An 18,561-nucleotide genomic window follows, 5' to 3' on the forward strand; every position below is an offset into this window, starting at 1 on the left:
AGGACACGCTGGACAGTGCGGTGGAAACCCGCGCTGAACGCGTTCGCGATCACCTTCGCCGACCGCTGGCCGGCAGCAGAAACCTACTAACCAAAAATGCTGGAAACACCGAAAACGTTACAGACCCCAGTGTCCGGAATTCGGGGTCAACCTCAAGCTGTGTTAATGGCGGCGCCGGTCGTTTCGGCGCGAAGGATACGCCTGGCGTTGTGTTGGACGAGGTTGGGGATGTAGCCGCGGAGCCGGCTGCCGTTCAGTGCATCGTATTCTTGCCCGACAACGGCTGTGATGTGGGCTGCGGGGGAGGCTGGAAAGTATCTGCTGATGCGGTCGACGATTGTTCTGACGATGGACTCTTTCTCAGGCGGGTTCATGTCGGTTCCTTCAGTTGACTCTGGCGACACGGCGGGGTGGTGGGTTCAGGGCGTGCGGAGGAAGGTATTTGCGTCTCTTCGCATGGTGTTCGGGTACTGGGTGGTGGGTGTGCCGATGCGTACGAGCATCTGGATGGTCTGACCCTCTGGAGCGTACGCATCGTGAATTGCAGCGTATGGAGCCGCCATGGTGGGGTACTCCTGCAGCACCTGGCTGAGGGGTTGCATCACAAGTCCCAGGGTTCGTGCGCGGAGCGAGACGTCGGCGTACAGGATGCCGGCCTTCACCTGCTCCATGCGGGTGTTTGCCGGGGTGCTGATCATGCCGTATGCGGGGGTGTGTTCCACAGCCGCATCGGTCAGCGCGATCGCGTTCTTCGCGCCGGAGGCGTCGTCGTTGATGGAGGGGATGATCGTGATGAGGCCCTGGAGCAGGTATTTCATGAATCCTGTGGTGCCCTGGCCTTCAACTGCGAACCCTGAACGGGCTACGTTTTTTGCGCCTTCGGTGGCGTAGAAGAGGCGGTCGCTTTCTGCGGTGGCGGCCTGGTATTGGGTTTCGATGAGTGTGCCTTGCACTCCGAAGTCGTTAAACACTTTCACGTCTGTCTCGTCGGTGTAGAGCTTCAGCGATGTGGTGGTGTCCGTGGCGAGCCCCGACAGGGTACTGATCTGGTCGGTTGTGAGCTGGGCATCCGTGTAGGGCGCACGGTTGGTGTCGGAGAGGAACAGTGATGCGTAGTCGGCGGTGCTCGCGCTGGGGTCTTTCGTGAGTGAGACCTCTGCGACGGGCAGCGCGTTCATCGATGCCTCGAGATCGGTTTCGTTGTAGGTGCCGTTCGGGAACAGGGTGACGTCGGCGGTGTAGCCGAGGTTCGCAGCCGATACCTTCAGGTACTGCAGAAAGGTGCCCTGCGAGACCATGGTCTGTCGCGCCAGGGGGTCGACCGCGAGCGTGAGCCGGCCCGGGTCGGTGTACAGGTACAGCACGTTGGCGTCGGCCGGGTCGAGTTCGACGGTCCACGGCTGCATGTTGTGGCCGCTCGGGGCGAGTTCGGCCTGCGCGACGACCTTCATTCGCACGTCGGAGAACGTGTCGGCGTAGGAGCTCGACCACGGCTCTAGGTAGTTCGCGGGCACGAAGATACCGCCGACCGTGAGAACGACACCGAGGCCGAGGGCCGCGACGCCCACGACCGAGCCGATTGTGATGAGGGTGATCCGTCGACCTCTGTGGGTCTTGTTCGTTTTCATCGGGGCTTTCCTGGTTTGGTCGGTGAGGGGATGCTCTAATTCCACTCGTCAATGGCCGACCAGCCCAGTGCCGAAGGTCCCGACCCGTGCCCGACATGCTGACGCGTTCGCGGCCGATCACAGGCATCGACTCATTCAGGCGCCCGTGGTCTGGTCCAGGTGCCATGAGGTGAGCCGTCGGAGGAGGCTGCGCTTCTTCTGCGTGTGGTCCTGCATGCGCTGGAGGATGCCGGCGAGCATGGTGATTGCCTCGCCGATGTAGGGTCCTTTGTTCAGCATTACGCATTCTGCGCGTTCGGCCATTGCAGCATCGGTGACTTCAGCTCTAGAGGGCACACCCGTGCGTGCCATCGCGTCCAGTACTTGGGTTGCCCAGATCACCGGTACGTGTGCGGCTTCGCACAGCCAGAGGATTTCTTCCTGGAGTTCGGCCAGACGTTCGAAGCCGGCCTCGACCGCGAGATCACCGCGGGCGATCATGACGCCGATGTCGCCCCATCGCATCGCCTCGAGGAGGACCTGCGGCAGCGCGTTGAACGCTGCGACGGTTTCTATTTTGAGAACGACACCGAGCGCATGGACATCGGTAGGGCTGAGGTTGTGCAGGAGTTGGTCGACATCGCTCGGGCTTCGAACGAAGGACATTTCGACGATATCTGCGTTGCGCTTCACGAAGTCGAGGTCTTCGAGATCCTGTTCAGTGAGCGCAGCGAGGGTGATCGTCGAGTCGGGAAGGTTGATTCCTTTCTCCGCGCGGAGCTTCGCTCCGTCGACCCCTGCACTCTGCACCTCGGCCGTCACCTCGGTCGGGGTGACGGAAGTGATCACAGTGGTGATCTTTCCGTCGTCGATGAGCAGACGCTCCCCGGGATGGGTGTCTTTGAAGATCTCGAAGAGGGTGGATCCGATGCGGTGAACCGCACCATCTGACACCCCAGCGGGCGTCATGTCTGCGGTGAGAATGATGCTGTCACCTCGGCGCACGGTCACCGAACTCACCGCCGAGGGAAGGTCGCCAACCTCGGTGGTCGGCATGGCGTGCTTGTGTTTGCTCTCGGCGCCGCCCGGGGTATGGGCCTTCAGCTTCAGGCCAGGTTCGAAGTAGACCGTATGGCGTGACGAGACCAGGCAGCCCGTCTCACGCACTTCCTCGACGGTGAGGACGCGGCGCGATCCGCGAGCATCGACCAGATGGATTTTCTCACCCACATCTCGGCTACCAGCCCAGCCCGCGTCACGCACCGGTACCGCTCGGGGGTCCGGCCCGGCGCCCTCAGGAGGGGTATAGCCCAGCCACACCTTCGCCGCTTCCAGAACGATGCCCAGCTCGCTGCGTACCGGCTTGAGCTTGAAAACCCCGGGGCCCGGGCGCAGAGGACCCGTCCGGAGCTTCGGCCCACCCAGGTCCATCGACACCAGACACTTCTTGCCAAGCTCTGCCTCCGCGGTTCGGAGGTTTCCGATCATGGCATTCCATGCCTCCGGCCCGTCGTGGGCGCAGTTGATCCGTGCGAGGTCCATGCCGTTGGCCAGCATTCCTTTGACCATTGCGTAATCCGATGCGGCTTCAGCAGGGAACGTGACCATGATCCGAGTGGGTCGGTCCTTCGGGAGCGGGCCGAGCAGGCCCAGTGCGTTCTGCGAAAGCGACTCGGTGTTCTCGGGTGCGCGGAGGGATGAAGTGGTCTCCGCATCGCCTTGTCCGGTCAGGCCGTGAAGTGTGCGGATGACGGCGTCGATGCCGCCCAGGACGTTGGATTCAGCCCTCCCCAACGAGGAAAGGCCGTACTCGGACAGGCCCACCTGCAGCGTCCTGACGTCGTGCGATCGGAACTCGACGTAGTGCACGAGGTTTGTGGCACTGAATCGGTGTCGTGGTTCTACCGCGTTGATCGCTTGAGCTTCGCGCAGTTCGGCGCCGATGAGCGAGACGCGCAACTGCCGAAGGTCGTGAAGCAAGGAGATGAGATCGTCGAGCTCGGCATGAGACGCGGCGGGAGTGCCGGCTGAAACAGTGTGCACGGTGTCCATGAAGCGAGTCTCCGTAGGTCAGGAGGGCTGGTCGAAATGGGAGAGGTCCCGTCGGGTGGCAGACAGTTGGGGATTATTCGTGTGGCTGGCGCGGCTCGAGGCGGGTATCCGCGGTCAGTTCTCGGGGATGATGAGGCGGAGTTGGCGTTCGAACCGGCGGCCGCGGATGTCGCGCGGTGTGATGCGCACGTAGAGGTACTCCGCCGTCGGTACCCAATGGGGGAGGGTCTCATCCGCTGTCGGCGAGCCAGGGATCTCCGAGCCGAGTATCGTGGCGGTTCCCTTCAGGGTGACGCTCCAGGCGCCGTTCTCGAGCTGTTCATCGACTTCGAAAACGACGTTGTTGTTGCTCAGGAGCTCGTTGAATTTGGTGCCCCTCGCCGTCCTGAACACGACGGACGAGCCGTCGGCGATGTAGTTGACCGGGAAGATCTCCGGCTGGTTGTCGACGCTCAGGCCGAGCCGGCCGATGTTCGTCGCTTTGAGCAGTTGCCAGCAGTGTTCGATGGAGAGTTCGGTGACGGGGCCCTGGGGGGACCATTCGGTGAAGTCCTGCGTGGTCATGACCATGTGAGGCTTTCCTTTGCCGTTTCAGATCGGGAAGGGGAAGGGGTGTCAGATGAGCCAGCGGTAGCGCTGGACGATCGTCAGTTTCTTCCAGGCGCTGCCGAGGCCCCAGGTGTCGCCGGCCGAGAGAGCAGCGACGGTGATCAGGGCGAGTGCGTAGATGATGTGGTAGTCGACGAGGGGGTTGGTGGAGGCGGCGTTTTGGCCGAAGGACCATTCGGCGAGGTACATGAACAGCATGATGATGGTGCCGGCCACGGCGCTGACCCGGAGGCCGATACCGAGGATGACGGCGACACCGATGGCGAGCATCCCGAGCATGAAGAGGACGTCAGTGGTGGGGCTGGCGATCGCGGCGTAGAACGGCTTCAGCGGCCCGACGACGGAGGGGCTGTTCAGGAACCCTTGGCTCGGTGTTCCGCCGTTGATCCAGGCCTTCGCGGCGGGGGTCGAGTACCCGAGCCCGAAGAGTTTGTCGATGAAGGCCCAGAGGAAGATGAAGCCGGTCGCAATTCGGAGGACCGCGAGGACCCGGCGGGCCGTCGTTGAGGAGTTCGCGGAGGTTGTTTCGCGGCCGAGGTGCTGGCCTGGTGTGGTGTCGAGGGTGGTGGGTAGTGCGGTCATCGGATTTTCGCTTTCTGTCGGTTTGGTGCGGTGGGGGTGGTGCGTAGGCAAGGTTAGGCGGCTGGTGCGGGTCCGTCTGAGGGTGTGGCGTCGGGTACGGGGAGGAGTCCCTGTTCAGCGAGGGACGTGTTGAGGATTTCCTCTTCGAGGATGTCCTCCGCGGTTTCGATGCGGTCCGTTTCGGTGGTTTTCTCAGAGGTTGGATGGTTCATGAGGGTGCGCCTGTCTTGAGCGGTTCGCGGGGTGCCGTTGTGGCTTGTGGTGTGGTCGCGGTGGGAGCTGCGATGGTGGTGAAGCTGGCTTCGTGTGGTTCTTGGTCGGGGGAGCCGTCTCGCCAGGACGGCTTCCTGAAGTGGTAGATCAGCAGGGCGGCGGCGACGAAGATGATGAGCCCGCCAGCGACGAGCGCTACGTAGGTGGCGGGGTCACCGATGGGGAGCTGGGTTGGTGGGAAGAACGACACGAGAAGGGCAAATGCGACAGCGATGAAACCGATGCCGGCGACGATCCACATGCCGAGTTTTCCGCCGGGGATTTTGAAGGCGCGGGGGAGGTCGGGTTGGGTGTACCGGAGCCGGATCGCAGCGGCGTACATGAACATGTACATGACGATGTAGAGGCTGATGGTGACGGTGGAAATGAGAAAGAATGCGCCGCTGACGTCGGCGGTGAACAAATAGATCGATGACACGGCGGTGACGATGATGGCTTGCAGGATGAGAATGTTCCGTTGGATACCGGCCTTGTTCGTTTTCTGCAGGATGGGCGGCAGCAGTCCGTCGTGCGCTGTTGTGAGGAGGGCGCGGCTGGGCGCAGAGATCCACGCCAGTGCGCCGCTGAGTGCTCCGTAGCAGACGAGCACGGCGAGGATCTGTACGAGCCAGTTCATGTTCCAAAGGCCAACGAGAACGGTGCTCATCGCGTCGAACACCCCGGTCTGCAGCACGAGGTCGTTGTAAGGCACCAGGCCCGCGACCGCGATCGAGCCAAGGAGAAACACGGCCACGGAGATGACAGCGGCGAGCAGCATCGCCGCCGGGAAACCTCGTCTTGGGTTTTTCATCTCCTTGACGTGCACGGCCTGCACTTCGACGCCGGCGAAGAGCAGCATGATGTTGCCGAGGAACGCGAGCGAACCGAGACCTGTGAGCAGGGGCAGCAGGCGCGGGGTGCTGTCGCCGTTCACGGCAGTTGCGACGGCGGGGTCCGTGGCTGTGGTCCAGCCCATCGCGTGCCCAGTGGCGGCCCAGTAGATGAACAGGCCAAGCAGCACGGCGCCGGGGACGACGGTGCCGACCATGAACCCGTATTTCGCGACTTTCGCGAGGAGGGCGTTGCCGCGGAGGGCGAGGAGGGTGGCGAGCCAGTAGCTGACGATGCAGAAGATCCCGACGTAAACGTGAGCTTCGGCAAGACCTGCCTGGTTCAGCGCGTATGCGGCGGCGGCGGCGGCGAAGGCAAGTCCGGTGGGGTACCAGACGACGTTCTGGATCCACTGCAACCAGATGCCAACAAACCCCCAGCGCTGCCCGAACGCTTCACCGATCCACGTGTACACACCGCCTTTCCGGTTCGAGAACGCGCTGCCAAGCTCCGCGGAGATGAGGGCGGCTGGGACGAGGAAGAGGATGGTGGCGAAGCCAATGTAGACGAACATCGTGAGTTCTTCTTTGGCCATCACGGGCAACCCGCGGAGGCTCGTCACGACGGCGGCCGCGGTGAGGAACGCCACCGTCGGAACGGTCATGGTGAGCTTGTTCTTCTTCAGTTCCGCCGAAGCGCGTTTCGGGCTGGTCATGAGCGCACCAGTTCACTGGGTACAGCGGCGGTGCCGGTGTGGCTGAAGCTTGGAGCTTCGGCCGCGGTGAGGGGCCTTGACGGTGGCCGGCTGTCGAGTTTGGTGATCGCGGTGCTGAGGTCGGCGAGGAGGAGGTCGGCCATGTCGATGCTGAGGCCGTGTCGGACAATAATGCGTTGAACCGTCACCGCCTCCTGGTTCGGCGGGAGGGTGTATGCGGGTACGAGCCAGCCCCTGGTCCGGAGTTCCTCGGCGAGGTCGAAGAGGTTGAATGGTGATGCCGGGTCGGTGAGTTTCCAGGTGACGGCGGGGATGCCGTCTTGCGGGTTGCCATCGAAGATGATGTCGAACCGGCCGGTGTTCTGGATGCCGGTGCTGAGGTGGTGGGCGACGGCGTAGGTAGCGGACTGAACTTTTCGGTAACCCTCTTTGCCGAGGCGGAGGAAGTTGTAGTACGAGGCGACGACTTGGCCGCCGGGGCGGGAGAAGTTTAGGTTGAAGGTCGGCATGGAACCGCCAAGGTAGTTGACGTTGAAGATCAGCTCTTCCGGCAGGTCGGCGGCCTGCCGCCAGATCACCCAGCCGCTACCGAGCGGTGCGAGCCCCGTTTTGTGGCCGGAGACGTTGACGGACTTCACCCGCGGGAGGCGGAAGTCCCACCGGATGTCGGGGGCGCAGAATGGGGCGACGAAACCACCGCTGGCGGCGTCGACGTGGATGTCGATGTCCAAACCTGTGCGGAGCTGGAGGTCGTCGAGAGCTGCGCTGATGGCGTCGACGTCTTCGAACTTGCCGGTGAATGTCTGCCCGAACGTCACCACGACGGCAATGGTGTTCTCGTCGCACAGCGCGAGAGCTTCCGCGGGCGTCATGATGTTGCCGGCATTCATCGGTGCCTGGCGAAGTTCGATGTCGAAGTAGCGGGCGAACTTCTCCCAGCACACCTGCACCGGCCCGCAGACCAGGTTCGGCCGTGACGTGTCTTTGCCCTCCGCTTGGCGGCGGGCCTTCCACCGCCATTTCGCGGCGAGCCCGCCAAGCATCGCCGCCTCGCTTGACCCGGTGGTGGACGTGCCGATCGTCGTCGCGGCGTCGGGGGAGTGGAAGAGATCGGCGAGCATGTGAATGCAGCGGGTTTCCAGTTCCGCGGTCTGCGGGTATTCGTCCTTGTCGATGATGTTTTTATCCAGCGAGTCATCCATGAGTTGGCGGACTTCGGGTTCCACCCAGGTGGTGCAGAACGTGGCAAGGTTCATGCGGGCGACGCCGTCGAGCATCAGTTCGTCTTTCACGAGCTGGTAGACATCGCGGGGTTCCTGCTCGTGCTCCGGGAAGCGGGTCTTGGGCGCCCGGGTGGTCATCGGGGTGGTAGCGAAGATGTCGTCCATCTCGTTATCGACGACAGTCTCGGGGTTGGCGTGGGTCATGGTCGTACTCGATTCCGGTTTCAACGTTTCAGGGATGTGAGCCTGTGTTACCAGGTGTAAATGCGGGGGATGATCTGGTCGCGAGGAAGCTGCTCGGGACCCGGGTACACGATGACGATCGGGACACCGTCGGGTCCTGGCCCTTCGACGATGTCGAATCCGTCGACTGTTTGCGCCGTGACGTGGGGCGTGAGTTCCCGGAGGAGCCTTTCGCAGCGCCGGAAGTCTTCTAGGGTGTCGGCGCTCCAGATCAGGTATTGGATCCCGATCGCGCCGAGGGGATGTTCGGCGTGTGTCCCCATCTCGCGGAGGTATAGCTGGTAGTTCCCGGGGCCGACGAGGAGAGCGGCTGACGTGTCGCGGGCCGTGACGGTGGCTTGCAGCAGCCGAGTGTAGAAGTCGACGGACCGGTTGAGGTTCTTCACGAACATGACCGCGGAGGAGAGTCTCACAGCTACGCGGTGGGTTTAGGCGTCGTCGTCGTGCATGACGAGTACGGGGCAGTGGGCGTGCTCGGCGCACGCGGTGCTGACCGATCCGAGGAGGAGGCCGGCGAATCCGCCGTGGCCGCGGCTGCCGACGACGAGCATTTCTGCGCCCAGGCTCTGCTTGATGAGTAGCTCGGCGGGGTTTCCCTGGCGAACCAGAGGGGTGAACCAGTCCGGGGCGGGCCCATCGAATGCTTCTTTCGTGGTGTCGTCCATGATGCGCAGCGCGTCGGCTTCGGGGGACCAGTCGGTGAAGTTGTAGCCGCCGTACCCGTTGGGGTTCTGCCACGCGACGATCCCTTGCACGGCCGAGTGCGACCCGGTCGCTAGTGTCATTGCCTTCTTCAAGGCGGCGACAGATGCTTTGGAGCCGTCTAGTCCGACGACGATGCGGGTTGTTCGGGGGTGCAGGGGGAGTCTGTCGTGTTCGTCGAAGGTGAGAGCGGTGTTGTATTCGTCGGTCGCTACCCCGGTGCCATCGACACCGAACCGGGAGACACGCCCGTCGGATGTTTCCTCACCGATCGGGGGGACGGTGCGGTCGTTGGTTTCAGGTGTCGTTGGGAAGGTCATGATGTCAGATTCGCACCAGCGGTTACCCCGGGACAGGGTCTTAGGTCACAACCCCGCACACCGATTCATTGACGCGGCGGTGGGACCAACGGCCCTATTCACGGCCCGATCCGGCGCGGAATAGTCGTTCAGGCGGGCGGACGCCCTGCTCGAGAACGAGGAGTACCCGATGAACCGTGTAGCCGGAAAAGTCGCACTGATTACCGGCGGATCGCGCGGCATGGGTGCCTCCCACGCCCGCCGCCTCATCGCTGAAGGGGCATCGGTCGTCATCGGCGACGTCTTGGACGCCGAAGGCGCCGCCCTTGCGGCGGAGCTTGGCGAGAAGGCGCTGTTCGTGCACCTGGATGTCACCAGCCGCCACGATTGGGCCGCCGCGGTACTGGCCGCGAGAGACCGCTTCGGCACCATCGACGTGCTGGTCAACAATGCCGGCATCGCGACGGGTGCGAGGATCGCGGAGTTCGAGTTGCGGCTGTGGCAGAAGACGATCGACATCAACCTGACCGGTGCGTTTCTCGGTATCCAGGCCGTGGTGGTCGGAATGGTAGAGCAGGGCAGCGGATCGATCATCAACATCTCCTCAGTTGAAGGGCTCCGGGGCAGCGCGAACCTGCATGCTTACGTCGCGACGAAGTTCGCCCTCCGGGGTTTGACGAAGTCCGTTGCGGTGGAGATCGGATCATCCGGGGTGCGGGTGAACTCGATTCATCCCGGGTTCATCACCACACCCATGACGGCCGGCATCTCGGCCGATCAACTGCAGATCCCATTAGGCCGGGCCGCTGACCCCTCCGAAGTATCCTCGCTGGTGCTTTTCTTGGCCAGCGACGAATCCCGGTACTCGACCGGGTCTGAGTTCGTCATCGACGGCGGTTTAACCGCCGGGATCCCGCACGCCTGATGCGGAATTCGTTCGTCGTCATCGGGGACAGACTCGTGACCGTCAGCCCCCAGACGACCACTGATTTGGGCCGGATCGCCGACTGCACGGGCATTGCGGAGCAGTTCTACCGCGCCGCGGAGTGCCAGCAGAACACCCGGCCGGCGTTCGTCACCATGGCGGCTGGGGAGGTGACGATCAGCGGCGCCAGTCCACTGGGTAGCACAATGATCGTCTGCGCTCCCACCTGCAGCACAGCAGTCGTCGCGAAACACGTTGCAGCGTGCCTCACAGCCGGGAACACCGTAGAGCTGGCCCTGTTTGAATCCCCCTGCGCACTTCTGCTGGTCCTTCTCCTAATTCTGGAAGACGTGCTGCCCGAGAGCCGGTTCCGGGTCGTGTCAGAGCGCACGGGGTGGCAGATCACCGGCACCAACCCGACGGTCATCGTGCTCACGGAGACGGACGCGTTCCTGAACGACGAACCCCGTGTCCGGTTCCGGGACCCCACCAGCAGCTCGACCACGAATGAGCTGGTCGACTTCTACACCCAATCTTCGACTGTGCGTGTGCCTGCCGGTCGGGACTCGAGGTGAAGGATCGCGGCCTGGGTGCGGCGTTGCAGCCCCAGTTTGCTCAGCAGGCCTGAGACGTAGTTCTTCACCGTCTTCTCAGCCAACGACAGCTGCACTCCGATCTCTCGGTTCGTGAGGCCGTCAGCGATGAGGGGGAGAATCTGCTTCTCACGGGCGGTCAACGTGTCGAGTCGGCTGTCGCCGGTGGGAGCCACAATCCGTTCGACGACTTTCCGCATCAAGAGGGGGTCGAGCAATTGCTTGCCGGATGCGACCTTGCGGAGGTTCTCCACTAATCCGCTACCCCTGATGTCCTTCAAGACGTAGCCGGCAGCCCCGGCCAGGACTGCCGCGTCGATAGCGTCGTCATCGTCGTAGGCGGTAAGGATCAGGCAGCGAATGTTCGGGCTGGCGGATCTGATTTCCCGGCACAGGTCGATGCCGCTACCGTCGGGCAGGCGAACGTCAAGGAGGACCACGTCGGGTTGGGTTGCGGCGATGCGTACTTCTGCCTGGTGCACGGTACCGGCTTCACCAACAATCTCGATGTCCTCCTCGAGTCCCAGAAGGCCCGCGATGCCGCGTCGCACCAACTCGTGGTCGTCGACCAAGAACACACGGATCACAGGTTCAGTCCATTCTCCGTACGAGTACTGGGGGTGAGGAAGTAGGGCACCCGCCACCGCACAACAGTGCCCGAGCTAGAGGAGCGGAACTCTGATGTTCCGCCGCGGATCGTCGCGCGCTTTTCGATGTTCGCCAGCCCGCTCCGGCGGGTGGTGGCCGGGCTTCCGTGTCCGTCATCGGTGATCTCTAGCGTGATGTGACCGTCTGCCGCGGTGAGTGCCACAGACGAATGCTCAGCCGAGGCGTGTTTGGCCGTGTTCGTCAGCGACTCCCGCATGACCGGCAACGCGTTCCTGCAGGCCGAACTCGACTTCGCACACCTCGTCGAAAATCACGTCCCGGTCACCGCCCTGCTACTGCAGGGCGACCCTCTGGAGCAACTCGCTGCCGCGTCGGAACACGTGGTCATGGTTGCAGTCGGCACCCATAAGACCGGGTTTGTGCAGGGACGACTTTTCGGATCGAAATTCATACAGCTCGCCGCCCGAGCTTCAAGCCCCGTCGCGTTCATCCCCAACTTCGCAACCCGCCGCCGCGGCGGTGTCGTCGTTGGGGTCGGAGATGCGACGGAAGGGCAAGAGACCATCCGGTTCGCTGCCGCGGAGGCAGCCCGAGACGGTCACGACCTCACCATCGTGCACTGTTGGGAAGCACCCCGAACAACCACCCCACGAACGCCGGAAGAGCAGTCCGAAGCTACCCAATTCGCTGCCCTCCTCTCAGAAACGGTCCTCGCCGACGCGAAGGTCGTAGCCGGGCAGGCGCAACCAGAGCTCTCGATCCGAGTCCGGAGTGTGCATCGGCCCGCCGCTGAGGGCCTGATCGACGTATCCGCCGCAGCTTCGTTACTCATCATCGGCCGCTCCCACCGAAATGCGAGCCTTCCTGGAACGGTCGGCTCCACCGTTCACGATGTCCTGCTGAACCTCGGCGGCCCCACCGTCGTCATCCACGACACCCTTCCGATCCGCCGCCGAACGTTCGCGCACAAGATGCGTGACGTCACAGCACACCACTGACCCCCACCAGCATCTCCCGGGTCCGGACAGGGTGGGGACCTTCGGCTCTACCCGGGGCCGCTTCGGCACCGCAGTGTTGAAGTATGCAAAACAGTGAAGAACCCACCGTCCTCATCATCGTCGCCGTCGACGGCACCAGATCCTCCGTCGCGGCCCTCCAGTCCGCGAAGAACTACGCCGAGACACACAACGCACGGCTCCGAGCCATCTCGGTATGGAGCAACGTCAACACCTACAGCCCCTTCATGCTCGAATGGTCACCAGGCGAAGACGCTCGTTTCCAGCTCGAGGAATCCTCTCGCGAGGTATTCGGCGACCATCTGCCTGCCTGGTACGACCAAGTGGTCATCGAGGGATCCGCAGCGAAGGTCCTGATCGAAGCGAGCAAAACAGCCGAGCTGCTGGTCGTCGGTAGCCGCGGGCACGGCGGCTTCGCCGGGCTCTTCCTCGGTTCCGTCAGCGCCCAGTGCGCCGCACACGCTCACAGCCCCGTGATGATCGTCCGCGAGCACAACGACCTCACCGCCGTGTCGGCTGACGCGCCGATCGTCGTCGGTCACGACGGATCCGCCAACGGTGACGACGCCCTCGAATGGGCGCTGAACTACGCCGAGAAGCTCGGCGCGCCCGTCGAGGTGGTGCGGACGTGGAGCATCGACCGGATCCCGCCGCAGTTCAACGAGGAATTCGGATACGTGCCCTCGTTCGATGAAGTGACCGCGCGGGTACGCCGGGACCTCATCACCGAAACGGCCCACCGTGTCGGTGAGCACACCGGCACAACGGTCACCCTTGTTGCTGCCATGTCGCAACCGGCCGAGGAGCTCATCAAACGTTCCGAGAATGCCCGCCTCCTCGTCGTCGGCTCCCGTGGGCGCGGCGGGTTCGCCGGCCTGATGCTCGGCTCGGTCAGCTCCGAATGCGCCTCCCACGCCCACTGCCCCGTCGCCGTCGTACCCAAGAGCGCCGCCGCGCACCCCGACCTATGACCCACGTGAGCACCTCTGTGATTGTCGCAATCGACGGCGCGAGCGCATCCATCTCCGCGCTCCGGCACGCCAAACGTTTCGCCGAGGCCCGGAAACTGCGCCTTCGGGCGGTTTCGGTGTGGAGCACCGTAAACACCTCCACCCCGTTCCTGCCAGCGGGATTACCGACCGAAGACGCCACCGGCCTCCTGGCTGAGGTATCGCGTGAAGTGTTCGGGGATGACCTCCCCGACTGGTACGAACAAAAAGCCGTCAAGGGATCAACCGTCAGGGCCCTCCTTCGTGCGAGCAGGACTGCGGCCCTTCTTGTGCTCGGCAGCCGCGGGCTCGGCGGATTCACCGGGCTTCTTCTCGGCTCCGTCAGCGCCCAGTGCGCGGCCCACGCCAATTGCCCCGTCATGATTATCCATGAACAGAACGACGCTGCTTCGCTGCCGGCTGACGCACCGATTGTCGTCGGCGACGACGGGTCGGCCGGCAGTAACGCAGCCCTCGAGTGGGCGCTGCAGGCGGCAGAGACCTTCGTCGCTCCTGTTCAGATCGTGCGCTCCTGGACGATCGACCGACTTCCCCTTCGATACGAAGAGCTCGGCTTCAATCCTTCTTCGGAGGACGTCAACACCCGGGTGCTGCATGACCTCGTAACGGATACCCAGAACCGTATCGAAAGGCATCCCACCGTGCGGGTGACCCGTGAAGCGGTGATGGCGCACCCGGTGGCCGAGCTGATCAGCCGCTCGCAGCACGCCCGGTTGCTGGTCGTCGGCTCGCGAGGCCGCGGCGGATTCGCGCGTTTGAGACTGGGATCGGTCGGCGCCGAAAGCGCTTCCTATTCCCACTGCCCCGTCGTCGTCGTACCCCCGCGAGCGAACCAGAACCCAAACCGTTGACTCGCTTGAGGACATCGGCCATAGCATCAACAACCACCGGACGCCCTCCGCGCGGGAAAGCGCAGCCTACCCTCCGTGGCAGTGACGTAAGCAGTGGCATAGCGTTGGCACCTCCGCCCGGCCGCTCTTGTTAGAGGTGCGAATGGGCGTCAGCTGACTCTGCTGATTGGTGACTTTGTGCCCTACGGTCAGAAAGGTTGGGGTGGGATGGTCGGACCATGACGACATCCCCTCTGCACTCAACCGTCTCGCGCGACCTCGAACGGACTCAGGCTCAGCCGGCGACAACTGACGCGCCACGAACATCCGCCCCGGTCCTCGTCGGCGTTGACGGGTCCTCTCAGAGCATCTATGCCCTTCGCAGGACCGTCAGGTTGGCCGATAGTCTTGACGCCCCCGTTCGCGCTGCACTGGTTTGGAGCCCTGAAGGTGCTGCCGGCCACACGGGTGCGAAAACACATCGCGAGGCAGAACGCGCATTGAATCTCGTGGTCAACTCCGTGTTCGGTATCCGCTCTCCCTCATGGTTCAGCAAAATCGTCAGGGAAGGCTCACCCGCGAGCGTGCTGATCGAGGAAAGTGCCGGGTCTCAGATGCTCGTCGTCGGTCACCACGGTTCCGGAGATCTCAACGACGGCGACCTGGGCTCTGTAAGCGCGGCGTGCGCCGGACGGGCGCACTGCCCCGTGCTCATCACTCATGATGTACGGCCAGGCGCGGAACTTGAGTGAACAACACACGGGCGGCCAAGTCGACACAGCACCACACCGGAATCCCACCCCTCCGAATCAGCAGCACACGCTCGTGAGGCTTCGCCAGTCTGCAGAGGTGGTGGACCGCCTCGTCAACGGAAGCTACCGGGATCACCAGCTGGAGGCACCTGCGATCAGGTGCCTTGGCCGGAACCCGGCTATCAGCCCTCACGGGCGCCCGACCGGTAAACGTTCCACTTCCGAGTGTGCTCAGAAGAAGACGTCATCCACGACACAGAGATCACTGAAGACGCCCCAACCACGGTTGGCGTCTATTTTCCCGACAGAGTTGTTGCTGGGGGCTCTAAAGACGAAGGTCGCGACGATCCAGGCATGAGGAGTCACAGGGAGGCGGCGCGGCACGATCTCGGAGGACTAGGTCATAGTGAGTCTGATCCGTGTGCGGCGGGATGCCGCTGGCTCTGGAATCGGACACCGGTCACTGTTTCGGGTGCGACCATGAAATAGTTCCACTTCTCCGAGCTCGTCATGGTGTGAAGGGTCGTCAGCCCGGATTCCTGGATCGTGACGTCGTCATTGAGCCGGCTCACCCGGCCACGCATGACGACACTGAATCGCTTGCCTCCTTCTGTGCCATCGATCTCGACAGCGACCTCGGGCCGCTTGGAGAGTGCGAGAATCTTCGTCCCCGGGGCGCTTCGGAAATACAGGGCCTTGGACTTAATCAGGAAGTTGATCGGGAAGATATCAGGACCGCGTTCGTCGACCACCGCCAGTCGGGCCACGGCAGTACCGGCCAGCAGCCGGAAACACTCATTTTCATCGAGTGTGTCAAGAATGCTTTCCTCCGGTGAAGTTCCGGAGGCGTAGAAGTCGGAGTATTTGGTCATTTTTGCGTTTCGCTTCCTGTTGGGCACATATTTCGAGCTCGGTCTAGGCTTCACGCCCCAGCCTCTCCGCCCGCTGCGTCACGAACGAGAGTCGTTAGTCCCGAAACCAAACACACCCCGAAGGAACACGGCGAGGCCGAGCGCGTACTAGGCGGTCTGAAAAGGGGCAAGTATTCCTTGATGGTCGCCAGCTCGGCGGAGTTCCGAGCGCTTTGATAGTCCGCTCGCTATGGTGGGCAGCGCAGGTGGTTTTTTCGGGACTTTCGGCACTGGCACCTCTCCCGTGGTGGGTCTGGACTGGTCTCATGGTCATGAACGCCGCAATCTCCCTTCACCAGCCGGACGCTCTCCCGTTCGCTCCTTCAACAGCGCCGAACTCGTGGATGTGGCGCGCCCCGCAGGATCCATCAAACGAGGACCTGCTCCGTTTGAACACCTGGTGGCGTACAGCCAATCACCTCTCGATAGGGCAGATCTACCTCCTCGACAACCCTCTGCTCCGAGTCCCTCTGACACGGGACCACATCAAACCCAGGCTGCTCGGGCACTGGGGAACAACACCGGGCCTGAATTTCATCTACGCCCACCTCAACCGCGCCATCCAGCAGCGGGAACTCAACACCATCTACGTGACCGGACCGGGGCATGGCGGACCCGGAATGGTCGCGAACGCCTACCTTGATGGCACATACAGCGAGGTGTACAACACCATCGACCAGAGCGAGAACGGTCTGCGGAAACTCTTCCGACAGTTCTCATTCCCCGGGGGCATTCCCAGTCACGTTTCCCCAGAGACGCCAGGATCAATCCATGAGGGCGGCGAACTCGGCTACTCCCTGTCGCACGCGTATGGTGCGGTGTTCGACAACCCGGACCTGCTCGTCGCGGCGGTGGTCGGTGACGGCGAGGCAGAGACCGGGCCGCTCGCGACGAGCTGGCACTCGAACAAGTTCATCGACCCGCTCCACGACGGCGTCGTGCTGCCGATCCTTCACCTCAACGGGTACAAGATCGCGAACCCGACTATTCTGGCTCGCATTCCGGAGCGGGAACTGCTGGATCTGATGCGCGGGTACGGGCATACTCCCTATCTTGTCTCCGGTGGGTTCGATGGAGAAGACCCCATCGAAGTCCACAAACGGTTCGCCGTCATCCTGGACTCCGTTCTCAACCACATCGCGGAGATCAAAGCATCCGCGGCCGCCGGGACCCTTCCGGGACGCCCCGCATGGCCGATGATCATCCTCCGCACACCGAAAGGGTGGACCTGCCCGAAAGAGATCGATGGTCACCCGGCCGAGAACAACTGGCGCTCCCACCAGGTGCCCCTGGTTGATGCCCGCGATACGAAGGCCCACACGCGGCTTCTCGAAGAGTGGCTGCTCTCCTACAGGCCGGAAGAGCTGTTCGATGCATCCGGAGCCCCGGTGGCGCTGGCGACGGCGTTGGCCCCTGAGGGCAATCTGCGGATGAGCGCGAACCCGGTCGCCAACGGCGGGCTGCTCCGAACGGAACTCCGCCTTCCGGACTTCCGTCTCTACGCGGAGCAGGTGCCCGCGCCGGGGAGCACGGTCGCCGAGGCAACAAAGGTGCTCGGCACCTGGCTGCGGGACGTCATCATCGCCAACCCGCACAATTTCCGGATCTTCGGCCCTGACGAGACCGCCTCGAACAGGCTGAGCGCAGTCTTCGAGGCCACCGACAAGCAGTGGGATGCCGGGTACCTCCCCATCGATGCAGACAACCACCTGGCACGGGCCGGACGTGTCGTTGAGATGCTGAGTGAGCATCAGTGCGAAGGCTGGCTGGAGGGCTATCTGCTCACCGGTCGTCACGGAATCATCAACTCCTACGAAGCGTTCATCCACATCGTCGACTCAATGTTCAACCAGCACGCGAAATGGTTGAAGACGGCGCGCACCATTCCCTGGCGGCGACCCGTGTCCTCCCTCAACTACCTTCTGAGCTCGCACGTCTGGAGACAGGACAACAACGGGCTCTCCCACCAGGATCCGGGCTTCATCGACCACGTCGTGAACAAGAAATCCGACGTCGTGCGGGTATACCTGCCGTTCGATGCGAACACCCTGCTCTCGACCTACGACCACTGCCTTCGTTCGGTCGACTACGTCAACGTCGTCGTCGCCGGTAAACAGCCCGAGTTCAACTGGCTCTCCATGGATCAGGCAATCGATCACTGCACCCGCGGGCTAGGTATTTTCGAATGGGCCGGCACCGAGGTCGCCGGAGGTGAACCCGACGTCGTCATGGCGGCAGCGGGCGATGTTCCCACCCTGGAGATTCTTGCCGCAGTTTCCATTCTGCGCAGAAGGATCCCGTCGCTGAAGATCCGGGTCGTCAATGTCGTCGATCTTATGCGGCTGGAGAGTGACACGGAACACCCCCACGGTCTCAGTGACCCGGAGTACGACAGCGTCTTCACCGCCGACCGGCCCGTCATCTTCGCGTACCACGGCTACCCGTGGCTCATCCATCGCCTGACCTACCGCCGGCACGGTCACGACAACCTCCACGTCAGGGGTTATAAGGAGGAGGGCACAACGACCACCCCGTTCGACATGGTGATGCTCAACCATCTGGACCGGTTCCGCCTGGTGATGGACGTCATCGACAGGGTTCCCGGGCTGGCCGAAACGCAGTCCGTTCTGCGCCAGGAGATGCAGGACGCACGGCTGCACGCCCGGGAATACACGCGGGCCCACGGCGCCGACACCCCTGAAGTGGCGGACTGGGTGTGGTCGACGGAATTCTCTGTGACTCCTCCGCCGGCGGATACCGGAGCCGACAACGTCTGAGCGGAGCGCGTCCGCCTATGAGG

At 63.1% G+C, this 18,561-nt stretch carries 20 protein-coding genes; 7 read left to right on the top strand and 13 right to left on the bottom strand.

Features of this window, described 5'->3' with window-relative positions; genetic code table 11:
- Positions 1-152 precede the first annotated feature (152 nt).
- The 10 genes from B7R22_RS02005 to B7R22_RS02045 all read right to left on the bottom strand — a co-directional run bounded on the left by B7R22_RS02005 (position 153) and on the right by B7R22_RS02045 (position 9,136).
- The gene (locus B7R22_RS02005) at positions 153-374 is read right to left on the bottom strand and encodes a three-helix bundle dimerization domain-containing protein (RefSeq protein WP_116410156.1); all 222 of its coding nucleotides are present in this window, start codon (positions 372-374) and stop codon (positions 153-155) included.
- Positions 375-419: 45 nt separating this feature from the next.
- Positions 420-1,628 carry a hypothetical protein gene (locus tag B7R22_RS02010; RefSeq protein ID WP_116410157.1) on the bottom strand — a complete coding sequence of 403 codons (1,209 nt, stop codon included), beginning with the start codon at positions 1,626-1,628 and terminating at the stop codon, positions 420-422.
- A gap of 135 nt (positions 1,629-1,763) precedes the next feature.
- On the bottom strand, positions 1,764-3,659 hold the full coding sequence (locus B7R22_RS02015) for a pyruvate kinase (protein WP_116410158.1): 1,896 nt from the start codon (positions 3,657-3,659) through the stop codon (positions 1,764-1,766).
- Between the two features lie 114 nt (positions 3,660-3,773).
- Positions 3,774-4,229 (bottom strand): pyridoxamine 5'-phosphate oxidase family protein, encoded by a 456-nt coding sequence (locus B7R22_RS02020; RefSeq protein WP_253258833.1) that lies wholly within the window; start codon positions 4,227-4,229, stop codon positions 3,774-3,776.
- Between the two features lie 45 nt (positions 4,230-4,274).
- Positions 4,275-4,850, bottom strand: a complete 576-nt coding sequence (locus B7R22_RS02025; protein WP_116410159.1) for a DoxX family protein — start codon at positions 4,848-4,850, stop codon at positions 4,275-4,277.
- A 53-nt stretch (positions 4,851-4,903) separates the two neighbouring features.
- The gene (locus tag B7R22_RS19020) at positions 4,904-5,062 is read right to left on the bottom strand and encodes a hypothetical protein (RefSeq protein ID WP_172582150.1); all 159 of its coding nucleotides are present in this window, start codon (positions 5,060-5,062) and stop codon (positions 4,904-4,906) included.
- Positions 5,059-6,648 (bottom strand): amino acid permease, encoded by a 1,590-nt coding sequence (locus B7R22_RS02030; RefSeq protein WP_116410160.1) that lies wholly within the window; start codon positions 6,646-6,648, stop codon positions 5,059-5,061. Before B7R22_RS02030 ends, B7R22_RS19020 begins: the two co-directional genes overlap by 4 nt.
- A complete protein-coding gene (locus B7R22_RS02035) occupies positions 6,645-8,075 on the bottom strand; it encodes a glutamate decarboxylase (RefSeq protein ID WP_116410161.1) in 1,431 nt (476 codons plus the stop codon). Before B7R22_RS02035 ends, B7R22_RS02030 begins: the two co-directional genes overlap by 4 nt.
- Positions 8,076-8,122: 47 nt before the next feature.
- Positions 8,123-8,527 carry a VOC family protein gene (locus tag B7R22_RS02040; protein WP_116410162.1) on the bottom strand — a complete coding sequence of 135 codons (405 nt, stop codon included), beginning with the start codon at positions 8,525-8,527 and terminating at the stop codon, positions 8,123-8,125.
- Positions 8,528-8,542: 15 nt separating this feature from the next.
- Complete coding sequence (locus B7R22_RS02045; protein ID WP_116410163.1) at positions 8,543-9,136, bottom strand: universal stress protein; 594 nt, start codon at positions 9,134-9,136, stop codon at positions 8,543-8,545.
- A 169-nt stretch (positions 9,137-9,305) separates the two neighbouring features.
- Between B7R22_RS02045 and B7R22_RS02050 the strand changes: the two genes are divergently transcribed.
- Positions 9,306-10,040: a glucose 1-dehydrogenase gene (locus B7R22_RS02050; protein ID WP_116410164.1), complete on the top strand. Its 735-nt coding sequence runs from the start codon at positions 9,306-9,308 to the stop codon at positions 10,038-10,040.
- Positions 10,041-10,075: 35 nt separating this feature from the next.
- Positions 10,076-10,615 carry a hypothetical protein gene (locus B7R22_RS02055; protein WP_147305269.1) on the top strand — a complete coding sequence of 180 codons (540 nt, stop codon included), beginning with the start codon at positions 10,076-10,078 and terminating at the stop codon, positions 10,613-10,615.
- Here B7R22_RS02055 and B7R22_RS02060 read toward each other — a convergent pair.
- Together B7R22_RS02060 and B7R22_RS02065 are read right to left on the bottom strand one after the other, a co-directional pair.
- Positions 10,564-11,220: a response regulator gene (locus tag B7R22_RS02060; RefSeq protein ID WP_116410166.1), complete on the bottom strand. Its 657-nt coding sequence runs from the start codon at positions 11,218-11,220 to the stop codon at positions 10,564-10,566. The two genes, B7R22_RS02055 and B7R22_RS02060, sit on opposite strands and share 52 nt — an antisense overlap.
- Positions 11,217-11,444 carry a hypothetical protein gene (locus B7R22_RS02065; RefSeq protein WP_172582151.1) on the bottom strand — a complete coding sequence of 76 codons (228 nt, stop codon included), beginning with the start codon at positions 11,442-11,444 and terminating at the stop codon, positions 11,217-11,219. The genes B7R22_RS02060 and B7R22_RS02065 overlap by 4 nt, the downstream gene beginning before the upstream one ends.
- Here B7R22_RS02065 and B7R22_RS02070 point away from each other — a divergent pair.
- The 4 genes from B7R22_RS02070 (at position 11,434) to B7R22_RS20155 (ending at position 14,850) form a co-directional block, all read left to right on the top strand.
- Positions 11,434-12,240, top strand: coding sequence for a universal stress protein (locus B7R22_RS02070; protein WP_172582152.1), 807 nt, complete (start codon positions 11,434-11,436; stop codon positions 12,238-12,240). The genes B7R22_RS02065 and B7R22_RS02070 overlap by 11 nt on opposite strands.
- 83 nt (positions 12,241-12,323) lie before the next feature.
- Positions 12,324-13,229 carry a universal stress protein gene (locus B7R22_RS02075; protein WP_116410169.1) on the top strand — a complete coding sequence of 302 codons (906 nt, stop codon included), beginning with the start codon at positions 12,324-12,326 and terminating at the stop codon, positions 13,227-13,229.
- Between the two features lie 5 nt (positions 13,230-13,234).
- Positions 13,235-14,119 (top strand): universal stress protein, encoded by an 885-nt coding sequence (locus B7R22_RS02080; protein ID WP_172582153.1) that lies wholly within the window; start codon positions 13,235-13,237, stop codon positions 14,117-14,119.
- Between the two features lie 218 nt (positions 14,120-14,337).
- The gene (locus tag B7R22_RS20155) at positions 14,338-14,850 is read left to right on the top strand and encodes a universal stress protein (RefSeq protein ID WP_116410171.1); all 513 of its coding nucleotides are present in this window, start codon (positions 14,338-14,340) and stop codon (positions 14,848-14,850) included.
- A 401-nt stretch (positions 14,851-15,251) separates the two neighbouring features.
- Here the strand turns inward: B7R22_RS20155 and B7R22_RS02090 are convergent, their stop codons facing one another.
- Positions 15,252-15,722, bottom strand: coding sequence for a pyridoxamine 5'-phosphate oxidase family protein (locus B7R22_RS02090; protein ID WP_116410172.1), 471 nt, complete (start codon positions 15,720-15,722; stop codon positions 15,252-15,254).
- A 383-nt stretch (positions 15,723-16,105) separates the two neighbouring features.
- Between B7R22_RS02090 and B7R22_RS02095 the strand changes: the two genes are divergently transcribed.
- A complete protein-coding gene (locus B7R22_RS02095; protein ID WP_116410177.1) occupies positions 16,106-18,538 on the top strand; it encodes a phosphoketolase family protein in 2,433 nt (810 codons plus the stop codon).
- Positions 18,539-18,561: the final 23 nt, after the last annotated feature.

This window comes from Subtercola boreus (genome assembly GCF_003399635.1).
In the GTDB taxonomy this organism is placed as follows: Bacteria; Actinomycetota; Actinomycetes; order Actinomycetales; family Microbacteriaceae; genus Subtercola; species Subtercola boreus_B.

What these genes read in the sequence shown, in the direction of transcription:
- B7R22_RS02020 (WP_253258833.1), bottom strand. Translation starts at nt 4,229, where the DNA reads ATGGTCATGACCACGCAGGACTTCACCGAATGGTCCCCCCAGGGCCCC.
- B7R22_RS02015 (WP_116410158.1), bottom strand. Translation starts at nt 3,659, where the DNA reads ATGGACACCGTGCACACTGTTTCAGCCGGCACTCCCGCCGCGTCTCAT.
- B7R22_RS20155 (WP_116410171.1), top strand. Translation starts at nt 14,338, where the DNA reads ATGACGACATCCCCTCTGCACTCAACCGTCTCGCGCGACCTCGAACGG.
- B7R22_RS02050 (WP_116410164.1), top strand. Translation starts at nt 9,306, where the DNA reads ATGAACCGTGTAGCCGGAAAAGTCGCACTGATTACCGGCGGATCGCGC.
- B7R22_RS02035 (WP_116410161.1), bottom strand. Translation starts at nt 8,075, where the DNA reads ATGACCCACGCCAACCCCGAGACTGTCGTCGATAACGAGATGGACGAC.
- B7R22_RS02095 (WP_116410177.1), top strand. Translation starts at nt 16,106, where the DNA reads ATGTGGCGCGCCCCGCAGGATCCATCAAACGAGGACCTGCTCCGTTTG.
- B7R22_RS02090 (WP_116410172.1), bottom strand. Translation starts at nt 15,722, where the DNA reads ATGACCAAATACTCCGACTTCTACGCCTCCGGAACTTCACCGGAGGAA.
- B7R22_RS02010 (WP_116410157.1), bottom strand. Translation starts at nt 1,628, where the DNA reads ATGAAAACGAACAAGACCCACAGAGGTCGACGGATCACCCTCATCACA.
- B7R22_RS02025 (WP_116410159.1), bottom strand. Translation starts at nt 4,850, where the DNA reads ATGACCGCACTACCCACCACCCTCGACACCACACCAGGCCAGCACCTC.
- B7R22_RS19020 (WP_172582150.1), bottom strand. Translation starts at nt 5,062, where the DNA reads ATGAACCATCCAACCTCTGAGAAAACCACCGAAACGGACCGCATCGAA.
- B7R22_RS02005 (WP_116410156.1), bottom strand. Translation starts at nt 374, where the DNA reads ATGAACCCGCCTGAGAAAGAGTCCATCGTCAGAACAATCGTCGACCGC.
- B7R22_RS02075 (WP_116410169.1), top strand. Translation starts at nt 12,324, where the DNA reads ATGCAAAACAGTGAAGAACCCACCGTCCTCATCATCGTCGCCGTCGAC.
- B7R22_RS02045 (WP_116410163.1), bottom strand. Translation starts at nt 9,136, where the DNA reads ATGACCTTCCCAACGACACCTGAAACCAACGACCGCACCGTCCCCCCG.
- B7R22_RS02030 (WP_116410160.1), bottom strand. Translation starts at nt 6,648, where the DNA reads ATGACCAGCCCGAAACGCGCTTCGGCGGAACTGAAGAAGAACAAGCTC.